The 23,400-nt window shown below is 70.6% G+C and carries 24 protein-coding genes and 2 pseudogenes; 12 read left to right on the top strand and 14 right to left on the bottom strand.

What is annotated here, in order from left to right:
- The first annotated feature begins 138 nt into the window (after positions 1 to 138).
- The 3 genes from AB0G04_RS11940 to AB0G04_RS11930 all read left to right on the top strand — a co-directional run bounded on the left by AB0G04_RS11940 (position 139) and on the right by AB0G04_RS11930 (position 1,950).
- Positions 139 to 768, top strand: coding sequence for a hypothetical protein (locus AB0G04_RS11940; protein WP_360980693.1), 630 nt, complete (start codon positions 139 to 141; stop codon positions 766 to 768).
- A 42-nt stretch (positions 769 to 810) separates the two neighbouring features.
- Complete coding sequence (locus AB0G04_RS11935) at positions 811 to 1,128, top strand: antibiotic biosynthesis monooxygenase (protein WP_360980690.1); 318 nt, start codon at positions 811 to 813, stop codon at positions 1,126 to 1,128.
- Positions 1,129 to 1,194: 66 nt separating this feature from the next.
- Entirely contained in the window at positions 1,195 to 1,950 is a 756-nt protein-coding gene (locus AB0G04_RS11930; RefSeq protein ID WP_360980687.1) for a hypothetical protein, read from the top strand.
- A gap of 119 nt (positions 1,951 to 2,069) precedes the next feature.
- Here AB0G04_RS11930 and AB0G04_RS11925 read toward each other — a convergent pair.
- Positions 2,070 to 2,728 (bottom strand): annotated as a pseudogene (locus tag AB0G04_RS11925) (class I SAM-dependent methyltransferase).
- A gap of 260 nt (positions 2,729 to 2,988) precedes the next feature.
- Here AB0G04_RS11925 and AB0G04_RS11920 point away from each other — a divergent pair.
- Complete coding sequence (locus AB0G04_RS11920; protein ID WP_360980778.1) at positions 2,989 to 4,629, top strand: diguanylate cyclase; 1,641 nt, start codon at positions 2,989 to 2,991, stop codon at positions 4,627 to 4,629.
- Positions 4,630 to 4,707: 78 nt separating this feature from the next.
- Positions 4,708 to 6,798, top strand: coding sequence for a M14 family zinc carboxypeptidase (locus AB0G04_RS11915; protein WP_360980684.1), 2,091 nt, complete (start codon positions 4,708 to 4,710; stop codon positions 6,796 to 6,798).
- 127 nt (positions 6,799 to 6,925) lie between these two features.
- Here the strand turns inward: AB0G04_RS11915 and AB0G04_RS11910 are convergent, their stop codons facing one another.
- The 3 genes from AB0G04_RS11910 to AB0G04_RS11900 all read right to left on the bottom strand — a co-directional run bounded on the left by AB0G04_RS11910 (position 6,926) and on the right by AB0G04_RS11900 (position 10,300).
- Positions 6,926 to 7,882 (bottom strand): hypothetical protein, encoded by a 957-nt coding sequence (locus AB0G04_RS11910; protein WP_360980681.1) that lies wholly within the window; start codon positions 7,880 to 7,882, stop codon positions 6,926 to 6,928.
- A gap of 58 nt (positions 7,883 to 7,940) precedes the next feature.
- Positions 7,941 to 9,521 carry a cellulase family glycosylhydrolase gene (locus AB0G04_RS11905; protein ID WP_360980678.1) on the bottom strand — a complete coding sequence of 527 codons (1,581 nt, stop codon included), beginning with the start codon at positions 9,519 to 9,521 and terminating at the stop codon, positions 7,941 to 7,943.
- A gap of 188 nt (positions 9,522 to 9,709) precedes the next feature.
- Positions 9,710 to 10,300, bottom strand: a complete 591-nt coding sequence (locus AB0G04_RS11900; protein WP_360980675.1) for a DUF6328 family protein — start codon at positions 10,298 to 10,300, stop codon at positions 9,710 to 9,712.
- 199 nt (positions 10,301 to 10,499) lie between these two features.
- Between AB0G04_RS11900 and AB0G04_RS11895 the strand changes: the two genes are divergently transcribed.
- Positions 10,500 to 10,874, top strand: a complete 375-nt coding sequence (locus tag AB0G04_RS11895; RefSeq protein ID WP_360980672.1) for a DUF1330 domain-containing protein — start codon at positions 10,500 to 10,502, stop codon at positions 10,872 to 10,874.
- A 168-nt stretch (positions 10,875 to 11,042) separates the two neighbouring features.
- Here AB0G04_RS11895 and AB0G04_RS11890 read toward each other — a convergent pair whose 3' ends face one another.
- Positions 11,043 to 11,711: a Crp/Fnr family transcriptional regulator gene (locus tag AB0G04_RS11890; protein WP_360980669.1), complete on the bottom strand. Its 669-nt coding sequence runs from the start codon at positions 11,709 to 11,711 to the stop codon at positions 11,043 to 11,045.
- Positions 11,712 to 11,760: 49 nt separating this feature from the next.
- Between AB0G04_RS11890 and AB0G04_RS11885 the strand changes: the two genes are divergently transcribed.
- Positions 11,761 to 12,021 (top strand): YciI family protein, encoded by a 261-nt coding sequence (locus tag AB0G04_RS11885; RefSeq protein ID WP_360980666.1) that lies wholly within the window; start codon positions 11,761 to 11,763, stop codon positions 12,019 to 12,021.
- A 40-nt stretch (positions 12,022 to 12,061) separates the two neighbouring features.
- Here the strand turns inward: AB0G04_RS11885 and AB0G04_RS11880 are convergent, their stop codons facing one another.
- Both AB0G04_RS11880 and AB0G04_RS11875 read right to left on the bottom strand, forming a co-directional pair.
- Positions 12,062 to 12,649 carry a GIY-YIG nuclease family protein gene (locus tag AB0G04_RS11880; RefSeq protein ID WP_360980663.1) on the bottom strand — a complete coding sequence of 196 codons (588 nt, stop codon included), beginning with the start codon at positions 12,647 to 12,649 and terminating at the stop codon, positions 12,062 to 12,064.
- 35 nt (positions 12,650 to 12,684) lie between these two features.
- Entirely contained in the window at positions 12,685 to 13,671 is a 987-nt protein-coding gene (locus AB0G04_RS11875; protein WP_360980660.1) for a DUF5937 family protein, read from the bottom strand.
- A 104-nt stretch (positions 13,672 to 13,775) separates the two neighbouring features.
- On the opposite strand from AB0G04_RS11875, the gene AB0G04_RS11870 reads away from it, so the two are divergent.
- Positions 13,776 to 14,138 (top strand): YciI family protein, encoded by a 363-nt coding sequence (locus AB0G04_RS11870; protein WP_360980657.1) that lies wholly within the window; start codon positions 13,776 to 13,778, stop codon positions 14,136 to 14,138.
- 138 nt (positions 14,139 to 14,276) lie between these two features.
- On the opposite strand, the gene AB0G04_RS11865 is transcribed toward AB0G04_RS11870, so the two are convergent.
- A complete protein-coding gene (locus tag AB0G04_RS11865; RefSeq protein ID WP_360980654.1) occupies positions 14,277 to 14,771 on the bottom strand; it encodes a hypothetical protein in 495 nt (164 codons plus the stop codon).
- Positions 14,758 to 15,195: a MarR family transcriptional regulator gene (locus AB0G04_RS11860; RefSeq protein ID WP_360980651.1), complete on the bottom strand. Its 438-nt coding sequence runs from the start codon at positions 15,193 to 15,195 to the stop codon at positions 14,758 to 14,760. The genes AB0G04_RS11865 and AB0G04_RS11860 overlap by 14 nt, the downstream gene beginning before the upstream one ends.
- Positions 15,196 to 15,471: 276 nt before the next feature.
- Here AB0G04_RS11860 and AB0G04_RS11855 point away from each other — a divergent pair, with 276 nt between their 5' ends.
- Positions 15,472 to 15,831 (top strand): STAS domain-containing protein, encoded by a 360-nt coding sequence (locus tag AB0G04_RS11855; RefSeq protein ID WP_360980648.1) that lies wholly within the window; start codon positions 15,472 to 15,474, stop codon positions 15,829 to 15,831.
- Here the strand turns inward: AB0G04_RS11855 and AB0G04_RS11850 are convergent.
- The 3 genes and pseudogenes from AB0G04_RS11850 to AB0G04_RS11840 all read right to left on the bottom strand — a co-directional run bounded on the left by AB0G04_RS11850 (position 15,804) and on the right by AB0G04_RS11840 (position 17,673).
- Entirely contained in the window at positions 15,804 to 16,250 is a 447-nt protein-coding gene (locus AB0G04_RS11850) for an ATP-binding protein (protein WP_360980775.1), read from the bottom strand. The two genes, AB0G04_RS11855 and AB0G04_RS11850, sit on opposite strands and share 28 nt — an antisense overlap.
- Positions 16,251 to 16,259: 9 nt before the next feature.
- A pseudogene (locus tag AB0G04_RS11845) lies at positions 16,260 to 16,856 on the bottom strand (GAF and ANTAR domain-containing protein); the annotation flags it as partial.
- A gap of 103 nt (positions 16,857 to 16,959) precedes the next feature.
- On the bottom strand, positions 16,960 to 17,673 hold the full coding sequence (locus AB0G04_RS11840) for a GAF and ANTAR domain-containing protein (RefSeq protein WP_360980645.1): 714 nt from the start codon (positions 17,671 to 17,673) through the stop codon (positions 16,960 to 16,962).
- A 493-nt stretch (positions 17,674 to 18,166) separates the two neighbouring features.
- On the opposite strand from AB0G04_RS11840, the gene AB0G04_RS11835 reads away from it, so the two are divergent.
- Positions 18,167 to 18,499 (top strand): aldo/keto reductase, encoded by a 333-nt coding sequence (locus AB0G04_RS11835; RefSeq protein ID WP_360980642.1) that lies wholly within the window; start codon positions 18,167 to 18,169, stop codon positions 18,497 to 18,499.
- 108 nt (positions 18,500 to 18,607) lie between these two features.
- On the opposite strand, the gene AB0G04_RS11830 is transcribed toward AB0G04_RS11835, so the two are convergent.
- Positions 18,608 to 20,173 (bottom strand): polysaccharide lyase family 1 protein, encoded by a 1,566-nt coding sequence (locus tag AB0G04_RS11830; protein WP_360980639.1) that lies wholly within the window; start codon positions 20,171 to 20,173, stop codon positions 18,608 to 18,610.
- A 187-nt stretch (positions 20,174 to 20,360) separates the two neighbouring features.
- Here AB0G04_RS11830 and AB0G04_RS11825 point away from each other — a divergent pair, with 187 nt between their 5' ends.
- Positions 20,361 to 21,173 (top strand): hypothetical protein, encoded by an 813-nt coding sequence (locus AB0G04_RS11825; RefSeq protein WP_360980636.1) that lies wholly within the window; start codon positions 20,361 to 20,363, stop codon positions 21,171 to 21,173.
- Here the strand turns inward: AB0G04_RS11825 and AB0G04_RS11820 are convergent.
- Positions 21,149 to 21,643, bottom strand: a complete 495-nt coding sequence (locus AB0G04_RS11820) for a CAP domain-containing protein (protein WP_360980633.1) — start codon at positions 21,641 to 21,643, stop codon at positions 21,149 to 21,151. The two genes, AB0G04_RS11825 and AB0G04_RS11820, sit on opposite strands and share 25 nt — an antisense overlap.
- 235 nt (positions 21,644 to 21,878) lie before the next feature.
- Between AB0G04_RS11820 and AB0G04_RS11815 the strand changes: the two genes are divergently transcribed.
- Positions 21,879 to 23,399 carry a Re/Si-specific NAD(P)(+) transhydrogenase subunit alpha gene (locus tag AB0G04_RS11815; RefSeq protein WP_360980630.1) on the top strand — a complete coding sequence of 507 codons (1,521 nt, stop codon included), beginning with the start codon at positions 21,879 to 21,881 and terminating at the stop codon, positions 23,397 to 23,399.
- Position 23,400: the final 1 nt, after the last annotated feature.

Below are 23,400 nucleotides of genomic sequence, written 5' to 3'. Positions count from 1 at the left end.
CACCGGTGCACCCGCATCACCAAGATCGATCCCGGCGCCGCCGGCCGCGCGCCGGGCGGCCGACCGGCCGGTCCGGGACGGTCACGGCTATCGTGGTCAGCGGCGTCACACGGACGGGACGGGCTCGGTATGGCACGGATGGACGCACCGTTTCTGACCGTGGCGGTCTGGCCCGGCCCCGGCGACGACCGCACCGCCGAAACCATCGGTGACGTGCTCCTCGAGCGGGGCGCTAGGCCCGACGGCGACGGCTTCTTCATCGGCCGTCACGGGCGGATGCGGGTCCAGCCGGACCCTCGCTGGGATGCCGGTGACACCCGGCCGGTCGAGATCCTGATGTCGGCGGGACCGCTGGGCGACCCGGGGCACACCCGCCGGCAGATGACGACGTTCGCCCGTCACCTCACCGGGCTGCTCGTGGCGGTCGCCGACCGGACCCGGCCGCTGTACGCCGGCATCGGTGTCGAGGACGTCTTCCCCACACCGGACCAGCTCCGCGACGGCGTCACCGCGCAGGGCTTCGTCACCGACCCGTTCTTCGTACGCCGGGATCTGCTCGCGCACGCGGAGCTCGGCGCGGTTCTGGCCGGCGAGTTCCGTCGTACGGTCGAGACCGGCGCCGGCACCGTCTTCGCATCGTGGTGGCCGTTCGTGGACGGGCACCCCGGCACGCCGGGCGGGCTCCCCGCCCGGGGGATGTGGGCCGGTGGCCGGATCCTGGGCCGGGTGGCGGCCCGGCACATCGCCGGGCACGGCGGCCGCTGGTAGGCGGACGGCGCGCACCGGAGACGACCCGGGCATCATGGGCGCATGATCATGCGTATCTGGCGCACTCAGGTGGACGAGGAGCGGGCCGCCGAGTACGAACGATTTGCCGCCGAGGAGTCGCTTCCGATGTTCAGTGGCCAGCCGGGCTTCCTCGGCCTGCTGTTCGGACGGGCGGGAACCGACTGCTCGGTGGTGACCCTCTGGCAGGACGAGGCGGCCGTTGATGCGCTCGAGGCGTCGCCGGACTACCGCGAAACGGTCATGCGGATCGGAGCGGCGGGATTCCTGCGGGGCGCCTCGACCGTCGAGCGCATGAGCGTGCATGGCAGCCGGTTGCCCGGCAGCCGGCAAGCAGACTGATTCCGGGCGACGAGGCGACTGAGGTCTTCGGGGCTCGCCGGCTGTCCCACGGAAGGACTGACCGCATTGACCGCTGACCGCGTCCGGCTATCCGGCTTCAGTTCGCTCACCCGGCGTGATGCCGGCCCTGCCGCCGCCCGCCCCGGCTTCGACCCGGCGGCCGTGCCCGGACCGGTCCGCTCGCTGCCTGATCAGCTCACCACCTGGCAGCGGGTCCGCGAGCAGGTCCCGTGGCGCGATGTCGTACCGCATCCGCACGCCCCGATCCGTGCCGTCCGGGACGGGTTCGCCGCCCGTGCCGCGATCGGTGAGGACCCGCGACGTCAGAGCCTGCTTCTGACCGCGTACGCCGACGCGCGGCGTGCGGCGGAGGCCGGCACCGGCCTCACCCCGGACCTGACGGCCCGGTGGAACGGGATGCTGCGGGGCATCTCCACCGCCGGTTTCCGGCGCGGCCCGGCCTTCGCCAAGAACGGCCGGGACCGGTACGGGCTGCACGCCGACACCCGGGAGCGGTACGAGTCGTGTCTGTCCGAAAGCGCCGACCTCACGATCCCGGTGACGGCTCGCGCGGCCCGGGCGTACCTCGACGTCGCCTTCTTCCACCCGTACGACGACGGCAACGCCCGCCTGGGCGGCCTGGTCCTGCACTTCGTGCTGCTGTGCGGTGGCGTCGAGCTCGACGAGGTCCACCCGATCCTCACGGTGGTCCGCCGCGCCGACGACCCGGAGGGCACCGCCGATCTCGTCCGCCTGGTGCACGGCATCGCCAACGCCACGTACCGCCGCCGGCTCCGCTCGACGATCTCTGAACACGGGTGAACGCCGGCTGGCGAGCCAGCCCAGGGCCATCCGTGTTCAGCCGCCTTCGCCGCGGCACAGGAACCGGCTGAGCGCCGCGGCACGGCGATGTCCTCCCGTGGCTGCCGGCCGGGTACGGCTCACCGCAGCACCAGCAGATCGAGGGCGTCCACGACCGCACCGGACTGCGTACGGGCGGCCTCGTTCAACCTGGCGACGCCTGCCGCGTACGCCTCGTCGCTGATCAGCTGCAGCGGAGTGTGTGCCTCGCGCCGGAGCCCGGCAGCGGCCTCGGCCAGCGAGGCGGCCGAGACCTGGAAACGGATTCGCAGCCCGCGGTGGTGAAACCGGCGGTGGCGAAGGCAGCCTCGACACCGGCGATGCTCGGATAGCGATCGAGCACCTCGACGGCTTCCGGGAACCAGCGGAACAGGCTGATGGCCTCGTGCCGGCCGGCGAAGGCAGATCGGATCAGTACCGGGGCGCCCGGCTTCAGTACCCGCCGTATCTCCCTGGCCGCCGCCTGCAGGTCGGCGATGTGATGCATGACAGTGGAGATCCACATCGCGTCGATGCTCGCGTCCGCAGCGGGGATGTCGTCGGCGGCGCCCGCCAGGACCGGCTGGATCACGGCGCGGTCGCGCATCGCCGCCGAGGGCTCCACCGCCACGACGTCGGCTTCCGGCCACCACCTGCGAAACGCCCGTGTCCAGCTGCCGGTGCCGCATCCCAGGTCCAGCAGACGCATCCCCGGCTGGGGGTCGACGTAACGGCCGATCGCCGTGCGCCAGGTGGCCAGACCCTCCTCCCGCAGATGACGGGTCTGGGGCGCGCCGTGGAGCTGGTGACGCCGACGAGGAGGCCGCCCGCCTGGTACGCCGGATGCTGGACCATGAGGAGGACGTGCTGCGGGCCATGAGCCGGCGAAGGAGTCTCGTGCCGACACGCGACAGCGCGGCGGGTGCCGACTTCTTATGATCGTGCCGGGCCGGTCGATGGGGCGTCATGCCTGATCGTGGCGGCGGGGGTCCCGGTGTTGAGGAGGACGGCTTGAGCACGGTGAACGCAGCCGACAGCGACACCTTGCCGGTTCATGTCCTGCTGCAGCGGGCCGAGGAGCTGCGCCTGGCCGGGGACTACCGGGCCGGATGCGAGATGGCGCGGGCCGCCGCGGACCGGGCCGCCTCGATCGGGGACGGCACCGGTGAGGCGGCGGCGCTGCGCTGCCTGGGCACCCAGCTCATGCGGGTCGGCCGGCAGGAGGAGGCGATCGCGGCCTGCCGTAAGGCGGCGGTGATCCTGGAAGGACTCGGCGACCGGGTCGGTCTCTGCGAGGTGCTCACGTTGCAGGCCATGCCGCTCATCGAACTCGGCGTGCACGACGAGGCGCTCGGTGTGCTGGCCACCGCCCGTGACATCGCACAGGACCTGGGCAACCGGGAGTTGCTCTACTGGGTGCACAACCGGACCGGGGTGGTCCGCGGCAGCATGGGCGACCGCGAGCTGAGCACGGAAAGCCTCATGCTGGCCCTGGACATGGCCGAGGGCATGAATGCCGAGGCCAGGTTCTGCATCCTCAACAACGTCAGCGACAACGCGGTGTACGAGGTGACCAGGCTCCGCGGCCGGGGCGAGACGGAGGCCGCCGAACGGGTGCTGACCGGCGCGCTCGGCTACGTGGCCGACGCGCTGCGGCTGGCCCGGGAGGCCCGGCACCCGTTCCGGGAGGCGATCAGCCTCGACAACTACGGGATGCTGCTGGCACTGGCCGGCGACCTCGACACCGCGGCCCGGCTGATCGAGGAGGCCCGGCTGATCGCGGTCCGGGCCGGTTACCGCACCCTGGAATCCGCGGCCCTGCAGCATCAGGCCCGGGTGCGGTTGATGCGCGGCGAGCACACCGAGGCCATCGCGGGTCTGCGGCTGGCGCTGGACCGGGCGCACGAGGCGGGCGAGAAGCCGATGGCCATGGAGATCTCGCGGGAGCTGTCCGAGGCACACGAGAGGATCGGTGACTTCGTCGCGGCGCTGGCGTTCTACCGGGACTTCCACGATCTGGAACGCGAGCTGCACAACCAGGTCGCCGCGGCCCGGGCCCGGATGGCGGCGCACCACTTCGAGCTGGACAACGTCCGGCTGGAGGCGGAGAACGCGCGCCTGGAGGCGGAACTGCACCGGGCGCGCAGTGCCGAACTGGCCGCCGACAACGTGGTGTGGCAGCGTCAGGCGACCGAGGACGCGCTGACCGGCCTGCCGAACCGGCGTTCGGTCGACGACCGGCTGCCGAAGCTGGTGGCGGCCGGTGGCCGGGTCACTGTGGCGGTTGCCGACGTCGACTTCTTCAAGCGGGTCAACGACCGGTACGGGCATCTCGTCGGTGACGAGGTGCTGCGGCGGATCGCCGGCATCTTCCTGGACCAGGCCGGTGAGACCGACCTGGTGGCCCGGTTCGGCGGGGAGGAGTTCCTGATCGCCTTGCACGGGTGCGGGATCGAGGATGCGCGGGCGCGGTGCGAGCTGCTGCGGGCCGGCGTGGCGGCGTACCCCTGGGACTCGATCGAACCGGGTCTGACCGTCACCATCAGTGTCGGCCTCGCCGAGGTGGCCGGACCGGCCTCGCTGACGGAGGCGATGAGCCGCGCCGACCAGCGTCTCTACGACGCGAAACGCAGCGGCCGCAACCGGGTGCACGCCGACTGATCGACCGCAGGGCATTGACATATTGGAATCTTTGGATTGCGGTGAGGGGCGACATCCTTCACAGACGCAGGAGGTTCCATGTCGTCCGGACATCGCTGGCTGGCCACCGCCGCCACCGTCCTGACCGCCGCACTGCTCACGACCCAGCCGGCCGCCGCCGGACCCGTCACCGTCAAGGCCGAGGCGCCCACCCCCGCGCCGATCACCCTCACCGCCGGCGAGCGGGCCCTGATCCGATTCCAGCTGCCCGACGAGGCCGCCGTCGACCGCCTGCTCGCCAGGGGCGCCGACGTCGCCGCGCGTCCACGGGTCATCCCCGGCGCGATCCTGCTCGACGTCGTCGTCGACGACCGTGAGCTCGCCACCCTCACCGGCGAGGGCGCCACCGCCGTCCAACTGATCCAGCGGGAGTCCGACGGCGCCCGCCGGCTCGCCCGGAGCCGGAGCGCCGCCCCGGCCGCCGCTGACACCCTGCAGTTCCTGCAGGCCTACTGGTGGACCAGCAACGGGCGCACCTTCCTGCAGACCCAGGTCGCCACGACCGCCTCCGACGACCCTGACGTGGAGATCACGGTGACCTGGCGGACCGCGAGCGGTGACACCGGGTCGTACCCGCTGGTCCGCTTCGAGGACGCGGCGGAGTACCAGTACCACTACGCACTGCCCCAGCCGCTTCCCGCACAGCCGGTGACGGTCAGCGCGACCTCCAGCCTGGGCGGCCGGTCCCGCGCGATTACGCCGCAGGCCTGGCCCGGTGCCACCCCGCCGGCACTGCCCAGCGGATACCAGAAGGACTTCATCGACGCCTACATGACGCCCACCGACATCAGGGCCCGGATCCGGCGGCTCGACCGGCAGTACCCGGCACTGGTCGACGTGATCGACCTGCCGAACAAGACCCAGGGCTATCGGCGTACGGCGAGCGCGTACCTCGGTGATCCAGCGGTCGCCGCGATCGTGGTGGACTCGGTCCGTTTCGGCGATCAGGGCATGAACGGTGTCCAGGTGCGCACGACCGATCCCGGCCGGCCCAACCGGGCGCTCGCGGCCACGTACCGCGACCGGGTCCTGACCGTCACCCTCGCCACGGATGCCGGCGGCAAGGTGATCAGCACGACCGACGAGGTCGCCGCGTTCATCACGGCCCGCTTCCCGCAGCGGTTCCGCGCGTTCGTGGAGGACGGCTCGGCCGGGCTGCCGATGCCGGTCGCCGGGCCGGCGCGGCTGGACGACGGCCTGAAGGGCACCGAGGTGCCGCGCGGCCCGCAGACCGTCCAGGCGCTGCGGATCGGCAAGGTCCGTGACGGTTCGAAACCCGGCGTGCTCGCCTATTCGCAGGAGCACGCCCGGGAGTGGGCGACGCCGCTGGTCACCCTCGAGTTCGCGGAGCGGCTGCTGGCGAACTACGCGACCGACCCGGCCAGCCGGGCCCTGGTCGACTCGGTGGACGTCTTCGTCATCCCGATGGTGAACCCGGACGGGGCGAACTACTCGTTCAACGACTTCAACTTCCAGCGCAAGAACCTGGTCAACCACTGCACCGGAGCGTCCCGGGATCCGCGGTACCGCGACTCCTGGGGTGTCGACGTCAACCGCAACTACGCGGTCGGCTCCTACTTCGACGGGTACGTCGGTGGCAGCCCGAACTGCCTGTCCGGCACGTTCGCCGGAACCGGTGAACTCTCCGAGGCGGAGAGCCGCAACGTGGTCGCGCTGGCCACCCGGTACAGCAACATCAAGTTCTCGCTGAACGTGCACAGCTACGGCGGATACTTCATGTGGTCGCCGGGCGCCTACAAGATCCCGGGACGCGTGACGCTGCCCCGGCCGTCGATCGACGAGTCCAAGTTCTTCCTGGACAGCGCGAAACGCATCGTCGGCGCCATCTCCGCCGAACGCGGCACGGTGACGTGGCCGGCCTACACCGGCCCGGTCGCCGACGTGCTGTACTCCGCGGCCGGTAACTCCGCCGACCACCTCTACTACGACCTCGGCATCACGGCGTGGAACTTCGAGGTGGGCAACGACCGCTGGAACGAGGCCACCCAGCAGTGGGAGGGCGTCGGCTTCCAGCCTCCGTTCGACGAGGCACACGCCGAGGCCCAGGAGTACGCGGGCGGCCTGGTCGAACTGGTCCGCATCGCCCGCGACCAGTCCGTACAGCCCTGACAGCCCGCCGGGTGGCCCCGTCCGTACCGGGCGGGGCCACCCGGCGGCTCGCCGTTCACAGATCGGGCCGAAGGCCTCCCACACCCCGGAGATCAGCGGCGCCATTGCCTCGTCGTCGCGGCCGCGGTCAGATGCCCGCTGCCTGCCGCGCCTTCATCAGCTCGGCCTGCTCGTCGTCGTCGGTCCCGAAGAGGTCCCACGCCCACCTGGCCGCCCGCGTGCCGCCGCGTTCCAGATGTGGCCGGGCGCGGCCGGTCTGTCCGGCGTTGACGTAGTACGCCCCGAACATCTGATGAGCGGCCTGGTACCACGGGTGGCCGGCGTAGGCGTCGGTTGCGAGGATGCGTTCGGACGCGGCGTCCACCTGGGCCCGCGCGGCCCGGGATCGGAGGGCGGGCTTGCGGATCAGGCAGTAGGCACGCTTGAGCATGTTGCCGAACATCCAGCTGTCGCACCAGACCTCGATCCAGGCCTTGGGGACCAGCGACCACAGCGGATGCCCGTCCGGCTGGCGGCCGCTGCGCTGCTGTGCGAACCGCAGCATCTCGTCGGTGCTGCCGTACCACTTGCGGCACAGCACGGTCAGCCGCTGATAGTTGCCGGCGAACGATTCCGGGGCGAGGGCGTCCAAGCGGTCCCACACCTCGGCCGGTTCGGTGCGGCCGGCCGGAGCGGCCTTGGCGATGCTTTGGAGGATGGTCCAGGGCACCGGGTCGGCCGGAGCCAGTTCGGCCGCGCGGTGCAGCCGGGCACGTGCCGTCCGGGACAGTTCGAAAAGGCCCCGGACCTGCTCGTCCGACGTGTACGCCATGGTGTTCGTGCCGCGCGCCGACCAGGCCGCGAAGCACAGGGCGGCGCCCGCCAGCAGCCATCGGGCCGGGTCGCCGGGCGCGGCGTTCGCGTTCGCCTCCAGCATCCGGACATGTCGTTCACCGATCTTGCCGAGCACATCGGCGTAGAACTCACGACGGTCCGGGTCTGTCACGCCGTCCCCGAGGCAGGCGTACGCGGGTTCGGGATGACCGGCCGCGAGACTCTCGGCGGCATGCTGGAGTACCGGATCCGGCCACGGCGGGGTGATCATGGGATCGACCCTAGTCGGCGGGTGTCCACCGGTCGCATGGACACCCGCCGATCAGCGATCAGCCGGCCATGATGGCGTCGATGATGCCCTGCTGGGTCACGGTCGCGGTGTTGCGGTCGAACAGGGCGAACCCGTGCTGGCCGTTGTGGCCGTTGTCCCAGTAGGCGGTTGCCGCACCGTACTTCTTCGCGGTGGCCACCAGCGTGCGCGCATAGTCCGCCCGGTACCTGTTGTTCGTGGAGTCGTACGAGGTCTTGTCGATCGAGCCGTACTCACCGACGAAGACCGGGTACCCCTTCACGACGAAGGCGTCGTGCACCTTTTTGAGCTGGGCGTCCATGAAGTCCTGCTGGCCCCAGGTGGACTTCTTCGACGGGTTGGTGGCGGCCGGGCCCCACTGCGTGATGGTGCCGTCCTCCGTACCGGCGAAGTCCCACGGGTCGTAGTAGTGCACCGAGATCATGATGCGCTGCTCGGTGGCCGGGATGCCGGCCGACCGGTACTGATCGGTCGGCAGCACGAAGCCGCTGCCCACGGTGTGATCGATGTTGGTGTTCCAGCCCGGCACCAGCAGCCACCGCGACGTGTTGGTGCCGCCGGTCCGGCGGACGGTGTCGACGAAGATCTGGTTGTACGCGTTGATGTTGGAGTAGCACGGCTGGGTCGGGTTGCCGTACTGCCCGTCGAAGTTCTCGTTCATGGACTCGAAGATCAGGCGCCCGCTGTAGCTCTGGAACTTCGACGCCACCTGCTGCCAGACCTTCTGGTACTTCTCCTTGATCGTCGTCTGCGAGGAGGAGTCGCAGATGAGCCAGGCCCCGCCGACGCTCTTGTAGCCGTCACCGTGCATGTTGATCAGCACGTACAGCCCCCGGTCGTGGGCCAGGTCGACGACCTCCTGGATCCGGTTCAGCCAGGCGGGGTCGACGGTGTAGTTCGGTGCAGCCCCGATCTTGCCCAGGTAGGAGACGGGGATGCGGATCGTCTTGAACCCGGCCGCTTTCACCCGGTCGATGAGAGCGCCGGTCACGACCGGGTTGCCCCAGGCCGTCTCGCTGGGCACCCCGTTGATGTTGGCTTCCAGCTGATTGCCCAGATTCCAGCCCTTGCCCATGTCGGCGACCAGCTGTGCCGCGCTGCCGGTGACGGGTCCGGTGGACGGCGAGGTCGAGGGGGAGGACGAGGGCGAGGTGGACGGCGACGTGACCGGCCAGCTGCTCGGAGTGGTCACGCCCCCGGTGCACGCCGTGCCGTTGAGGGTGAAGGCGGCGGGTACGGGATTGGCTGAGGTGAACGCGCCGTTGAAGCCGAACGACGCCGAGCCGTTGGTGGCGATGGATGCGTTGTACGAGGCGTTGCGCACCGTCACCGCGGCGCCGGACTGGGTGAAGGAGCCGTTCCACAGCTGGTTGATGCTCTGGCCGGGGCTGAAGGAGAAGGCCAGGTTCCACTGGTTGATCGGATCACCGAGGTTCGTGATCTTGACGTCGGCGCCGAAACCGCCCTGCCACTGGCTGGTCACCTTGTAGTCGACCTGGCAGCCGGCCGCGGCGCTCGCCTGCAGGGCGACGGCGACCGAACCGGCGACGGCGACCGCGGCCACCGCGGCCGAGGTCAGCACTTTTCGCGTTCGAGACATGGGGATGGATCCTTCGAGGGTCGGGAGCGCTCCCACATGGGGGATGGGTGCGGCTCCGGTGAGGGAGGGGATTGACGCATACTATGCCGGACCGGCGGCGCGGGGCATCCATCCCCGTCGTCAAGGATCGGGCGGCTCGTTATCCGCCGGCGCCGCTTGACGGAATGGGCCGGGTTCGCCGGTCACGCTCACACGCGCCTGAGTCCCCGCGAGACCTTCCGGTTCCTTGGCCGGAGGCCGGAGTGGCGCCGTCGCGACAGCGGGATCGGCTCCTTGCAGGACTGGTTGATCCGCACCGCGACCTCATGGGCGGACAGCTCCCTGTCCGGTGCGGTGCCGCGCCGGCTGAGCGGTAACAGCGCCCAGAGGAAGAGGGGCCAGCCCGTGGTGACGACTGTCAGGATCGAGGCCGCCGGCGGCGACAGGACGAAGCCGGCGACCAGCAGCACCGACGCGACCATCGCCGTCAGCATGCAGCCCAGGGCGATGATGGAGGCGCGATGGGTGAAACGCACCAGCGCGGGTTTACGGCCGCGCCGGAACAGCGCCCGGTGCATCGCGACCGGCGCGATGACGGCTGCGGTCCCGCAGGCGGTGGCCAGCAGGGCCACGAGGTGGACGATGCGCTGCGGGCCGGTCATTGCGTCGAACCGGCTGGTGAACGGCAGCGCCAGCAGGAACGTGAACAGGATCTGCACCCCGGTCTGCGCCACCCGCAACTCGCGCAGGAGATCCTCGAAGTTGCGCTCCCAGCGTTGCTTCTCCGTCTCGTGAACCATTCAGCCCGTCCTTCGCGGCTCCCGTCGGCGACGGATTCCCGGCGATCCCGGGCTGAAACTGCAGGTTGAGGCGGGGTGTGCGTCGTCGCCCCTCGCGCGGCCCGATGTATTTGCACTAGAAATGCAGTATGTTCGCGAGGGGGCCGGCGCATCCGAATGGGCCCGGGGCCCAGCGCGGCCCGTGGAACAGGAGGCGGCGATGGCTGTGGATCCCGACGATGACTTCATGACGGCATTCCTCGCCGAAGACCCGGACCAGCCGGTGGTGATGCTGAACCTGCTGCGGTTCGCCGACGGCGGCCGACGGCTCTACGGTCAGTACACGAAGGCGTTCGGAGAACGGGTGGCGCCGCGCTTCGGCGTCGAGGTCGTCTACGCCGGCGACGGCGCGCAAGCTCTGATCGCCGAACCCGGCCAGCAATGGGACGCGGTCCTGCTGGTGCGTTATCCATCCCGGCATACGTTCGCCCGCATGGTGGCCGATCCGGAATACCGGCAGATCAGCTCGCTGCGTTCGCGGGCACTGGCTGAGGCGGTGCTGCAACCCACGAGCCCGTGGCGGCGCGGAGCCTGACAACCCCGGTGCGCATGCTCGACGTCGATCTGCCCGGCCGTGACGGCCGGCGGAGGACACGACCCGGCCCGACCAGGTCGTCCCCGGCTTCGCCTCGTCCGCCCGCCGGGCGTCATACCCCGGCTGGCCACGCACCGCCGGCATCCGCGGGCGGAGACTCCCGGCCACTCACCGGCCGGGAGTCTCCGCGTCGCCCGCGAACACGACCAGACGTGACCGGTCGGTGACGACGACTCCGCGTACGGTCAGCTCGATCGCTCCGGCCCGGACCAGACGTGCCAGGGCCCGGTTCACGGTGACCCGGCTGAGACCGAGCAGGTGAGCCAGTTGCTCCTGGGTCCCGCGCCATACCACGTCCGGATCCGCGCCCGGCCGGGCCAGCCAGAGGGCCACTTGCGCGACGGCGGGCAGAGTGACGGCGTGGATCAGTCTCCGGCGGCCGGCCATGGCGTCCCGGGCGAGCTGGGCGAGCACGTGGGTACGTACCGACGGTTCGCGTTCCAGCAGATCCAGGAAGCCGGCGCGATCAAGCAACCGCACGGAGATCGCGGTGAATGCCGTCAACCCCGTTGCGGGCGGGCCGCCGTCCAGCACCGCGGCCTTGTCCACGACGGCCGGACCGGTCCACTGCTCGGGCCAGATCTCGGTCCCCGCCGGCCCGACATGGGTGGCGACGACCGTACCGGACAGCAGGAACACCACTGAGCGAGCCACCTCACCGGCCGGCCGCAGCACGGTGCCCGCGGTGAAGCGGGCCGGCCGCGCCCGGGCCGCCAACGCCACCAGCGCTCCGGGCGCCAGAGCTCGCAGTGCCGGGACGGACGCCAGAGAACCCATGTATCAACTGATACAGCGCCGGGCGGCCGATCGTTCCTATCCTGCCGGCATGTGGATGATCGAACTCGGTTTCACCCCGGCCCCGGAACGACTGGCGGCACGCCCCGCCCACCGCGAGGTACTGTCCGGCCTGCACAGCCGCGGCGTGGTCCGCATGGCCGGGCCCTTCGCCGACGACTCCGGGGCGGTGATCATCGTGGACGCGCAGGACCGCGGGGCGGTCGACGCGATCCTCACCGCCGATCCCTACTTCTCGACGACCGGGGTCACCGTCGTTCACATCCGGGAGTGGCACCCGTTCCTGCGATGACGGCGACCAACAGGAGCAGGCCCGCGGTCCGGACATCCGGTCACGGCGCGGGCGAGGTCCCGGCCGGACGACTCGAGTCGTTGTACGCCTTCTTGGCGTCGACCACGGCTGCCTGAACGTGTTCGGGGTCGACGCCGCTCACGTTCAGCGGAGGGTGCAGGCGCCGGACAAGAGTCGCCTCGACCGAGGCCGGCTCCGCGTCCTGGGCCCAGGTCAGCCGCAGGTTCGCGTACATCCATGCGGTCAGCCGCGCCTCGTCCTCGGGGATCAGCACGACCCGATCCGTCCACGTCGTGCGGTAGCCCTCGGACACGAGGAGACCGGCCAGCGTACGGCGCAGCGTCGAACTGCCGGAACGTCTCAGATGGTTGCGCAGGATCCGGCCACGCAGGGTCGTCGCCCGGCCCAGATACAGCATCCGTAGCGACGGGACATGCGGATTCGGCATGCCGGGCAGGCCGGGAAGGACCGACGGAGCAGCCCACCACGCATAGACACCGCTTGCCCGGCCCAGCCTCTTGACGGCGACATCGAGCCCGACCGGCTCGGCGGACAGCAGGCGCAGGGCCTCCTCCGCCCGTGCCCGGGCTGCGGGAAGGTCGGCGGGTCGTGATCCGGGATCAGTCATCGAGGCCATGCTAGGCGCCCGGCCGGCGGGTGGCGTCAGTGCCCGCCGGCGAGCGCTTCGCTCAGGGGCGTACGGGTGTGCAGGACACGGCCTCCGGCGCGCCGGCTGTCCACCAGGCCGGCGTTACGCAGCACGGTCAGGTGGTGGGAGGCGGTCGAGGCGGCCAGCCCGGTCAGCCTGGCGCACTCCGACGTCGACAACGGCTGCTGCAGTTCCAGCACGAGACGGGCGCGGGCCGAGCCCAGCAGTGCGCTCAGTGCTTCGAGCACGTCCGAGGTGGGACGATGCCACGTCTCGGAGATCCCGTGCGCCGGATAGAAGATCGTCGGATGGGTGGGAGGTTCGTCGAGAACGGCGCAGCGACGGGTCGCCATCACCGAGGGCGCCAGCAGCAGTCCCGTACCACCGCAGTCGACGGATGCCTCGTAGTGCGGAAGCTGGACCCGGACCACATCGTTGTGCCAGGTGACGGTCGAGTGCAGGGTGGCGACCATCTCGGCGAGTCCGGCGTCGCTGCTGCGCCGGGCCCGTACCGCGATGTCGGCGCGCAGCAGCCGCAACATCTGCGGCCACACCGGCGCCAGCAACGCGTCCCACACCTGCTGCCAGGCCGCGACGATCGCCGTCCGGGCACGCGTGGGGTCCGCGATCAGCTCACGGATCTCCTGCTGCCGGGCACCGCTCGACCGGAGCACCATCTTCTCCAGATCGGACCGCAGCCGGTCGTCCGGCACACGACGCAACCGCTCCAGCTCCTCCTCGGGAGTCATGTCGCCGGACGGGTCGGTGGTGAGGAAGTCCGGCATGTACCCGTCGACGCCTGCGATCACCGCCATCAGGCGGAATCCCTCGCTGCCCGCCTCGTCCCGCAAGCTGCGGAACCAGCCCCAGTGCAGCGGCACCACCTGTGGACGCAGCACGGCGCGGACCGCGTGGACCAATTCGTACCCCGGGGAGATCCCGAACCGGATCGCCGAGATGTCGGTCGTCCCCAGCCGGAACTCCACTACCTTTCGATCCACATCGAAAGCGTAGTCGGGACGGCGCTCCACGATGGAGGGTGAGGACCGAACCGCCCCGGGCCCGGTCGCCCAACCATTACCGCTACAGAACAGGAACCCTTCCCATGGCGCAGTACTTCCTGACCGTTCCGCACGACACGGCCGAGTCCCCGACGATGGAGTCCATGCAGGCGATGGACCCGGCCGAGATGGAGTCCATGATCGCCGCCGTCGGCAGCTTGAACTCGGCACTGCAGGAGGCCGGTGCCTTCGTGCACGCCGGAGGGCTGCACCCGCCGTCGACCGCGACCACCGTCGACGCCACCCACGGCGAGACGAAGCGGATCCCCGGCCCCTTCGTGGAGGCACCCGCGTACGTCGGCGGATTCTGGATCATCGACGCTCCGGACGAGGAATCAGCCCTGGTGTGGGCGGAGCGGTGCTCGGCCGCCGCCCGGTCGCGCATCGAGGTGCGCGCCCTGCAGTGAGCGCCGGGTGAATGCACCCGGGTGCGACATGCCGAGGGCCGGCTCCCGCCACAGTGGGGGAGGCCGGCCCCCGGCATATGAGCTCCGCTGTTCGCCATCGACGAAGGCGGGTCCGTGCCGATCGATGTAGCCGGTCCCTCAGCCCGTCGCGTGTTCGCCGTGGTCGCTGACCTGGGCGTCGAACCAGTGATGCAGCGCGTCCCGGAGCTTGTCGTCGTCAGTGGTGTAGGTGACGCGTGCGCCGTCGGGGGTGTTCTCGTAGGTGATGGCGATGCGCCCGCCGTGGGCCCTCAGTTCCGCCAGGCCGGGCATCTCGGTGCCGTGGATGCGGGCGGGATCGGCGAAGTCGCCGGCCCGGAAGCGTTCCACCTCCGCCGTCAGGTGCTGCCTGATGAGCGCGATCTGATCGGTGCTCCGGGGATCGTCGGCGACAACGGTCTGGGTTCCGCCGGTGTCGGCCTTGGCGAACCGATGGGTGGTGCGTTCCAGGTCGAACGGCATGACCGAGGAGCCTCGTGCGGCGATCTCGGCCTGCCGATCGGCCGGCCTGTCGCCGGTGCAGCCGGTGAGCAGGGCGATCGCGCTCGTGGCGGCCGCCAGCAGCAGGTGCGGGCGGCGGTTACGGGGGTTCAACAGAGGCCTCCGCGAGGGTCTGCAGCGCGCGCACGATGTCGCCGCGCTGGTCGTCGGGAATGCGGTCGAGGACGGCGGTGAGCCGATTGCGGCGCGCGTCGGCCTGCCGGGTGGCCGCGGTGGCCCCGGCTTCGGTGATCACGAGCAGGACTCCGCGGCCGTCGTCGCCGCTGGCTTCCCGCTGGATCCAGCCGCGGCTGACGAGGTTGGTGACCAGGCGGCTGACGGTGCTCTTCTCCAGGCGGAGCCGGCGAGCGAGATCGACCTGACGCAGCCGTCCCTCACGGGCGATCTCCACCATGGCGTGCGCTTCGGAGACGGGCAGCGGCTGCCCGCACGGGGTGCGGTCGGGCTGGTGCAGCCCGAAGTTCCGGACGAACCGCATGAGGGCTTCCTGCGCCGCGTCGACCTCACCGGATTCCATGGTTCGACCGTACAACCAAATGGTTCGACGATGCAACCATCTGAAGGGCGTCGACGGCGTACGGGCGATGGGCGTCCATGACCGTGCGGCGAACTGGACGCGCACCACCAGAGGGCATCCGGTCAGGTCAGGCCGGAGGGGGCGGGGCGGCGGGTAACCGTTTCGGGTAGGCGTCTACCGCGAGACGCCCGGTCGCCTCCGGCCGGCCGATGTTCCGGGCTGCGGCGACGGTTCCGCGGATTGCTGCCGGCCCGACCAGGACGGCGGTGGTGGTGGGTGTCTTCCGGGAGCGCGACGGGGCGTGTGGTGGTCGGCGAGCGGGTGCGGGACCGGGTGCGGGACCGGGTGACCGCGGTCCTGTCCGGCGACCTCGACGGGACGGTCGCGGACGAGGTCGGCGCTCAGCTGAGACTGGGAGTGCGCGGGACCGGCCCGGGAATCCTGATGCTGGACATGGCCGTGGTGGACTTCTGTGATGTCGCCGGTCTGCGCGCGCTGCTTGCCGCGCAAGCGGAGGGCTCACGGATCGGCTGTCGCGTGGTGATCTCGGCGCCCTCCGAGGTGGTGGTGTGGCTGTTGGATCTGACCGGTCTGGGCGAGTCGTTCGGCTATCCGCCGGGCGAGTCGATCGGGTAACGCAGCAGCAGGCGGGTGCCGGTGGCGCCGGTGTCGATGTTCAGGTCCGCGCTGATCTGGTTGATCATCCAGAGTCCGCGGCGCTCGTGGATGCCGTTTCCGGGCGTGGCGGCGAGGAGACGAGGCCCCTCCGGGATGCCCGGACCGTGGTCGCTGATCTCGGCGTACAGGTTGCCGGCCTGGAGCCAGAGCAGCAACTGTCCGCTGCCACCACCGTGCCGCACGGCGTTGGCCGCGGCTTCGTGCACGGCGAGGACGAGGGGCCCGCGGTGCACCTCGGGCACGCCGTGCCGGGCCGCCGCGGCGCCGACGGCAGAACGTAGCGGGGCGAGGTCGTCCCAGTCGAAGCGGCGGATCAGCAGGATCCGGGGCTGCCCGCCCCGATCGGCAGGCAGCGGGCCGTAGTCGCGGGCCGCCACGGCGGCGGCGACATCGCTGAGGCGGCGGCCGGTACGGGTGGCGTACCGGCGGAGTTCGTCGAAGGCGTCGGCCATGTTCAGACCGAGTTGTTCGGCGAGGACGCCTTTGGCCTGCTCGATGACCACGCGGGTGTTCATGGAGTGCTGGAGCTGTTCGGCGAGGAGCTGCCGGTATTCGACGGCCCGGTGTTGCAGCAGCCCGATGGTGGTGACGTTGGCCAGGCCCCGGGCCGCGGTCGCGGTGGCGCTGTCGAGCGGACCGGGGACCGCAGCGAAAAGGTTGAGTACACCGATGACCTCGTCCCGCAGTCGTACCGGAACGGTGTGAACCGCCCGGAACCCGGCCTCGTGGGCGCGGGCGGCGAACCGCTGCCAGCGTGGCTCCGGGACGGCCAGATCCACGTCCGCGACGGCTCGGCCGGTGTGGAAACAGTCGACGCAGGGACCTTCATCGGTTTCCACCTCGAAGAGTTCCAGCAGGTGAGCCTCCTCGGAGGAGGATGCCATGACACGCAGGGCGCCGCGCTGGTCGGCGACCATGATGCCGGCCGCCCGGACGCCGAGCAGGTCGACGCAGCGGCGGGTCAGCAGGTGCAGGAACTCCATCACATCGAAGTCGTCCACCAGGGTGTCGGTGAGCTCGACGAACGCTTCGGTCAAGGTTTGATCATGGGGCGTTGTCACGGCCGCCTCCCGGTCACGGTCGTCGTCATAAATCTGCCTCGTCGCTGTTCGTCCCGGTGAACCGCAGCCGGCGGGCCACGACGTCAGCGGCGACCTCGTCGAGACTGCGTTCGGCGGCATAGGCGTGGGCCCGCAACCGCAGGAATGCTTCAGTCATCGGTGCGCTCAGTTGTGCACTGACCATGCCGGTGGCCTGATGCACCCCCGCGCGATGCGCGAACAGCTGCCCGCTGCTGGGCAGTTGCCCGCCGGGCAGATGCTCGGCCAGCAGCAGTTCGGTGGCCGCGTCGGCGAACGCGAGGGCCTCGGCCAGGTCGTTTCCCATCAGCGGTCCGGGACTGGTCCGGTACAGGTCGATCACGCCGAGCCGGACAGCGCCTACCTGCAGCGGCAGCGCGAACACCGCCTGTGCGCCGGCGTCGACCGCGGCCGGGGTGAACGCGGGCCACCGGCGCAACCAGAACGTGTCGCCCAGATCCGTGGCGATCACCGGCTGGCCCTGGGCGAACGCCTCGACACAGGGGCCTTCGCCGAGCAGCATCTGCAGTTCCTCGACCCGGGCACTGACCGGATCGCTGGTGTAGCGAACCTGCTGTGCCGGCAGCGACGACATCACCGCCAGGCCCGCGCCGCTCACGCCGGGCAGCTCCGCCACGCAGGCGTCGCAGAGCCGGCCGACGTCGGGGCCGTGTGTGGTGACCAGGAGCGCCACCCGGGCGCGGTGTCCCGCGTCAGGCATGGCGCGGACCGTCATCGACGGTGCACCCGAGGCTGTGGTTTCGGTGTGTGCCCTGCATGACGGCGACCTCCGGCCCTGGTCCGCGCGCCCGACGGATTCGGGTCCGGCATCGACAGCATCGGCATCACACCGGCCCGAACGATCGGCACAGCGACTACGCATTCTTACCGTACGCTCCCGACCTCACCGAGTACGCCCCATGCCGGGGCTGCGGGCAGGTTGTCCTCGAACGGTGGAGCGGACCGGACGGCGCGGTAGTCATGCCGGTGTTCTTCGCGGCCTCACCGCCGGGCGGTGCGGCGGTTTTCCGCCCGGATGATCATATCCGAACTGATGGCCGGCGCCGTTCACCACGCCCGGACTCCGGTCGAGGTGACTCTGCAGCGCCGGGACCGCATGGGGCTGCAAGCGCCGCAGATCCGGGGCCGCTCTCGATCTGGCCGCGGACATGGGACTGCGCAGCCGTATCGTCGCCAGCCGGCCGCAGTAGAACATGCTCCGGCGGGTCATCGAACCGGAGATCCTGCCGCTCTGCCGCGGTGAGGGTATCGGCCGGATCGTGTTCCAGCCGCTCGCTCAAGGGGTGCTGACCGGCAAGTATCTGCCCGGCCGGCCACCGCCGGAGGGTTCGCGGGCGTCCAGCGGCGGCCGGGCGCCGCGGTTCATCCGCCGGGTGCCCGGCGAGCAGCTTCTCGAAAGCGTTCAGCAGCTGCGTCCGCTCGCCGACGAGGCGGGACTGTCCATGGCCCAGCTGGACCTGGTGGACCGGCACCCGGCCAAGACCGCGCAGATGATCGCCGCGGAGGAGAGCTGGGGTCTCGGGTAGGTCGCCGGCTTCCGGGCACGGGCCTCGCCCTGGGAGCCGGGAGCGGTACGGCGCGGAGGCGCCCGGGCCGGAGAACCGGCCCGGGCGACTGTGGTGCGAGCGTCGAGATCAGGAGGCGTAGGTCTCGAACTCGGCGATCTTGGGCGTACCCGAGGAGCTGGTGATCTTGAAGGTGATCTTGGTGGTGGAGGTGGCCGGGAAGGTGATCACGCCACCGCCCGTGCCGGACTTCAGGACCGCGCCGGTCGCGCCGTTGAGGACCTGGTAGTTGCCGATCGAGGAACCGGAGGCCTCGCGGATGTTGATCTTCGAGACCGTGGTCGCCGAGCCCCACTTGATCGAGATGTCGCCGGTGGCGCCGCTCGGGGACCAGATGGTGCTCAGGTTGCCGTCGCGGACGTTGCCGAAGCTGGTGCCGCTGGCCTTGCTGGAGCCGTCAGCGCCGGCGCCGATGCTCAGGTTGGTGCCGGACGGCTGACCGGTCGGGCTGGTCGACGGCGACGGGCTGGTCGAGGGGCTGGTCGACGGGCTGCCCGACGGCGAGGTCGGCGTCGACGGGCTGGTGGTGACCGAGCAGTTGCCGTTGGAGACGGCCAGGCCCTTGTTGGCGCCGGCGGTCGCGGCCACGATGGACGGCACGCACGACGCGCCGTCGAGGGTGAACGAGTAGGGGATGCTCACCGTCGTGTTCGAGGTGACGTTCGGGCCGGCCGGCCGGTTGTCGGTGCCGGGGGCGGACCAGGTCACGTTGTCGAAGATGTTGCCGGACACCTGCCAGGACCCGAGCTGGTCGGTGTAGAAGGTGCCGAGCACGTCCTTGGAGTTCTGGAAGTAGTTGTTGTCCACCTTCGCCTTGGCGCCGGCCCGCGAGTTGATGCCGGACTCGTTCAGCGAGAAGTAGTGGTTGTTGTAGATGTGCGCGGTGCCACCACGCAGCAGCGGCGTACGCGAGTCGATGTTCTCGTACTTGTTGTGGTGGAACGTGATGAAGTTGTTCCCGGTGTCGCTCTCGCTGGAGCCGATCAGGCCGCCGCGGCCCGAGTTGCGCAGGATGGCGTAGGACAGCGTCACGTACTCGACGTCGTCCTTCATGTCGAACAGGCCGTCGAAGCCCTCCGATTCGCCGCCGGACGCCTCGAGGGTCACGTGGTCGACCCAGACGTTGCGGACCGTGCTCTCCATGCCGATGGCGTCGCCGCCGTTGGAGGTCGGGCTGCCGCTCTTCTTGACGTTCTTGACGGTCACGTTCTGGATGATGATGTTGCTGGAGTTCCGGATGTGGATGCCCAGCTGGTCGAACGTGGCGCCGCTGCCGACACCGACGATGGTGACGTTGCTGATGTCCTTGAGCTCGATCACGCCGGCCGCGGTGTTGCAGCTGCTGCCGGAGACCTTGGCGGTGTTGCCGTGATTGATCGTGCCCTCGACCTGGATGGTGATCGGCGTGTTGCTGGCGGCCCGGCCGCACAGTGCGGCGTGGATCTGGGTGCCGGTGCTGGCCTTGACCGTGGCGCCGCCCGCACCGCCGGTGGTGCCGCCGTTCTGCGTGGCGTAGCCGGTGACGCCACCGGTGGCCGCCGACGCCTCGAGCTGGGGGAGGCCCAGGGCGATCGCCCCGGCCACGCCGGCGACTCCGGCCACAGCGGAGAGTCGCACTGCGACTGATCGTCTCATCTCGCTTCACCTGTTTTCTTGTCGCGCAGTCGGGATGCGCGCGCATAGGGGATGGCGCGGCGGCCGATAAAGGGGATGACCGCCACTAGATGCAGGAAAGCGCTTTCCTCCTGCCTGTTGATGGAGAATAGAGCGACGGTGGCGAATGAGGCAAGCGTTGTCCGGGCCGCGGTTAGGATCCCTGCCCATGATCCGCAGAATCCTTTCGGCGCTCACGGTGGCGGCGCTCGGTGCCGCGGCGGGGGCCTGGCTGGGCTGGCGCTCGCCGGTCGCACTGCTCACCGATCAGGAGGCCCGTGCGCTGGTCGCGGCCGCGGTACCGGATGTGCCGGCGGAGTTCGTCGAGCGGTCCGACGCGGTCTTCGGCTATCCGTACGGGGCCGGTTGGTTCCTCGGCGGCGAGTACCTGCCCGGGTTCGCCGTGGTCACGGTGAACGTCGGCGCGGACGGGTTCGAGGCGCTGAGCGGCCGGGCGCGGGACGGATTCGAGCGCACCGGCTGGTCCACGACCGGCAGCCCGTACGGCGACGGCGGCTTCGTGGCCCGGCGCGACGGGCTTCTTCTCACGGCGTACGGGGCGGTGGCCTGCCTGCCGGAGGACCGCGAGGCATGTGGCTCGCAGCTGTCCGGCGGCCGGTTCGGCGGACTGGCCGTCCAGTTCGAACGCGACCGCCCGGCCCCTGCCCTGCCGCTGAGCGTGGCCGGCTGGCTGACCGGGTTGCTGGCCGGCTGGTTCGTTCCGGCCAGGTCCGGAGCACTGTGGTGGACCGGGATGTCGCTGACGCTGCCGGCGACCGCGGTCGTCACCCTCACCACCGCGGCACCGGGCAACGACCCGGTCTGGGAGCCGTACATGGGGGAGCTGACCCGGCCGCTCACCCTGGCCGGTGGACTCCTGCTGATGGCTGCCCTGGTCCGGGCGCATGGCGATGCCCCAGCCGCAGGGGGATCGGCTGGGGCATCGCGGTCATCGGCTCAGGAGCCGAAGTTCTGGGTGTAGTACGGCTTTCCGTTCGCGGCGTACGCGACGCCGGTGCCGACGCTCTTGGCGGCGCAGTTCAGGATGTTGGCGCGGTGGCCCGGGCTCTTCATCCAGGCGTCGGTCACCTGGGCCGCCGTCCGGTAACTCCAGGCGATGTTCTCGCTGGCCGGCGCGGCGTGGCCGGCGGTCTTGACCCGGCTGACGAAGTCGGAGCCGCCGCTGCCGGTGTGCGAGAACGTGCCGGTCCGCGCCATCCAGGCGCTGTGGCCGCGGGCGGCCGCGGTGAGCCGCGCGTCCACGGTCAGCGCCGCGCATCCGCCCTTGACCCGCTCCACGTTGGTGAGGCGGTTGACCTCGTCCTGCAGGACCTGCTCGGAGACCTTCGCCGGGGCTGCTCCGGCCGGGGACGCGATCATCGTGGCGGCGGCTGCGGCGGCCGCGGGAGCGAGGAGGGCGGCAACGGCGAGGCGGCGAAGAATCTGGCGCAAGAGCGGTCCTTCCGAAGTGCGGCCCCGCAGTTCCGCGGGCTCATCGTTACCTTCGGACCGTTCCCGTCAGTCACGATCACCGATACGGTGCGCGATGGTGGCCGTGAGGTTGCCGTGAGACGGTGGTGAGACGCCTCTGGATATCGGCGTACTGGTGAGTAACAATCACCCGGCGTATTGAACCGGCGGCCTCGGCCTGCCGTTTCCATGGTCAACATCTACCGAGGAGTCGACGGTGATCATCGGTGTACTGAGGGACCCGGATCCGGGTGAGCGACGGGTGGCGGCCACTCCCGCCACCGTGGAGCAGTTGGCCAAACTGGGATATCAGGTAGTGGTGGAGCCCGGCGCCGGTGCCGCGGCATCGTTCTCCGACGAGGCCTACGCCGACGCGGGAGCCTCGATCGGTGACCCGCTGGCCGCCGACGTCGTGTTCACGATCAACCCGCCACCCGCCCAGCAGCTCGACAAACTCGCCGAGGGGACCACCCTCGTCGGCATGCTCAACCCGCGACTCGACCCCGATCTGGTCGATGACCTGGCCCGCCGGCCGATCACGGCACTGTCGATGGACGCGGTCCCGCGTATCTCCCGGGCCCAGTCACTGGACGTGCTGTCCTCGATGGCCAACATCGCCGGGTACCGCGCCGTGGTCGAGGCCGCGCACGCCTTCGGCCGGTTCTTCACCGGTCAGGTCACCGCCGCCGGCAAGGTCCCGCCCGCCAAGGTCCTCGTCGCGGGAGCCGGTGTCGCCGGGCTCGCCGCGATCGGCGCCGCCGGAAGCCTCGGTGCGATCGTACGGGCCACCGACCCCCGCCCCGAGGTTGCCGACCAGGTCCGCTCCCTCGGTGGCGAGTACCTCGAGGTCAAGGCCGCCGACGTGGAGGTCTCGTCCACCGGCTACGCCAAGGAGATGTCCGACGACTACAACGAGCGGGCCGCCCGGCTCTACGCCGACCAGGCCCGCGACGTCGACATCGTGATCACCACGGCGCTGATCCCGGGCCGCCCCGCACCGCGGCTGATCACCGCCGAGATGGTCGCGACCATGAAGGCGGGCAGCGTGATCGTCGACATGGCCGCGGCCAACGGCGGCAACGTCGAGGGCACGGTCGCCGGCGAGGTGGTCGTCACCGCCAACGGGGTGACCCTGATCGGCTACACCGACCTGCCGGGCCGCCTGCCCGCCCAGGCCAGCCAACTCTACGGCACCAACCTGGTGAACCTCATGAAGCTGCTGACCCCGGGCAAGGACGGCGAGCTGGTCCTCGACTTCGACGACGTGGTCCAGCGGTCGATGACCGTGGTCCGCGACGGCGAGCTGACCTGGCCCCCGCCGCCCGTCTCGGTGTCGGCGGCGCCGGCAGCCGTGGCCGCCGCACCGGTGGACGCTGCCGTCAAGCCGGCCCGCAAGCCGATGAACCCGCTGGTGGTGACCGGTGTCGCGGCCGCCGCGCTGTTCCTGCTCACCGCGGCGGCGCCGGCCGCGCTGCGCGGGCACCTCACGGTCTTCGCGCTGGCCATCGTGATCGGCTACTACGTGATCGGGCACGTGCACCACGCCCTGCACACACCGCTCATGTCGGTCACCAACGCGATCTCCGGGATCATCGTCGTCGGCGCCCTGCTCCAGCTCGGCCACGGCGGCCCGGTCGTCACCGGGCTCAGCGTCGCCGCGATCCTGCTGGCCAGCATCAACGTCTTCGGTGGCTTCGCGGTGACCCGCCGCATGCTCGCCATGTTCTCGAGGAGCTGAG

The sequence above is a fragment of the Actinoplanes sp. NPDC023801 genome (assembly GCF_040639655.1).
Classification (GTDB): Bacteria; Actinomycetota; Actinomycetes; order Mycobacteriales; family Micromonosporaceae; genus Actinoplanes.
Note: the sequence above shows the minus strand (reverse complement) of the source record. Positions and strands in the feature narration are given on the sequence as shown.

What these genes read in the sequence shown, in the direction of transcription:
- AB0G04_RS11940 (WP_360980693.1), top strand. Translation starts at nt 139, where the DNA reads ATGGACGCACCGTTTCTGACCGTGGCGGTCTGGCCCGGCCCCGGCGAC.
- AB0G04_RS11935 (WP_360980690.1), top strand. Translation starts at nt 811, where the DNA reads ATGATCATGCGTATCTGGCGCACTCAGGTGGACGAGGAGCGGGCCGCC.
- AB0G04_RS11915 (WP_360980684.1), top strand. Translation starts at nt 4,708, where the DNA reads ATGTCGTCCGGACATCGCTGGCTGGCCACCGCCGCCACCGTCCTGACC.
- AB0G04_RS11910 (WP_360980681.1), bottom strand. Translation starts at nt 7,882, where the DNA reads ATGATCACCCCGCCGTGGCCGGATCCGGTACTCCAGCATGCCGCCGAG.
- AB0G04_RS11905 (WP_360980678.1), bottom strand. Translation starts at nt 9,521, where the DNA reads ATGTCTCGAACGCGAAAAGTGCTGACCTCGGCCGCGGTGGCCGCGGTC.
- AB0G04_RS11900 (WP_360980675.1), bottom strand. Translation starts at nt 10,300, where the DNA reads ATGGTTCACGAGACGGAGAAGCAACGCTGGGAGCGCAACTTCGAGGAT.
- AB0G04_RS11895 (WP_360980672.1), top strand. Translation starts at nt 10,500, where the DNA reads ATGGCTGTGGATCCCGACGATGACTTCATGACGGCATTCCTCGCCGAA.
- AB0G04_RS11890 (WP_360980669.1), bottom strand. Translation starts at nt 11,711, where the DNA reads ATGGGTTCTCTGGCGTCCGTCCCGGCACTGCGAGCTCTGGCGCCCGGA.
- AB0G04_RS11885 (WP_360980666.1), top strand. Translation starts at nt 11,761, where the DNA reads ATGTGGATGATCGAACTCGGTTTCACCCCGGCCCCGGAACGACTGGCG.
- AB0G04_RS11880 (WP_360980663.1), bottom strand. Translation starts at nt 12,649, where the DNA reads ATGACTGATCCCGGATCACGACCCGCCGACCTTCCCGCAGCCCGGGCA.
- AB0G04_RS11870 (WP_360980657.1), top strand. Translation starts at nt 13,776, where the DNA reads ATGGCGCAGTACTTCCTGACCGTTCCGCACGACACGGCCGAGTCCCCG.
- AB0G04_RS11860 (WP_360980651.1), bottom strand. Translation starts at nt 15,195, where the DNA reads ATGGAATCCGGTGAGGTCGACGCGGCGCAGGAAGCCCTCATGCGGTTC.
- AB0G04_RS11840 (WP_360980645.1), bottom strand. Translation starts at nt 17,673, where the DNA reads ATGCCTGACGCGGGACACCGCGCCCGGGTGGCGCTCCTGGTCACCACA.
- AB0G04_RS11835 (WP_360980642.1), top strand. Translation starts at nt 18,167, where the DNA reads ATGCTCCGGCGGGTCATCGAACCGGAGATCCTGCCGCTCTGCCGCGGT.
- AB0G04_RS11830 (WP_360980639.1), bottom strand. Translation starts at nt 20,173, where the DNA reads ATGAGACGATCAGTCGCAGTGCGACTCTCCGCTGTGGCCGGAGTCGCC.
- AB0G04_RS11825 (WP_360980636.1), top strand. Translation starts at nt 20,361, where the DNA reads ATGATCCGCAGAATCCTTTCGGCGCTCACGGTGGCGGCGCTCGGTGCC.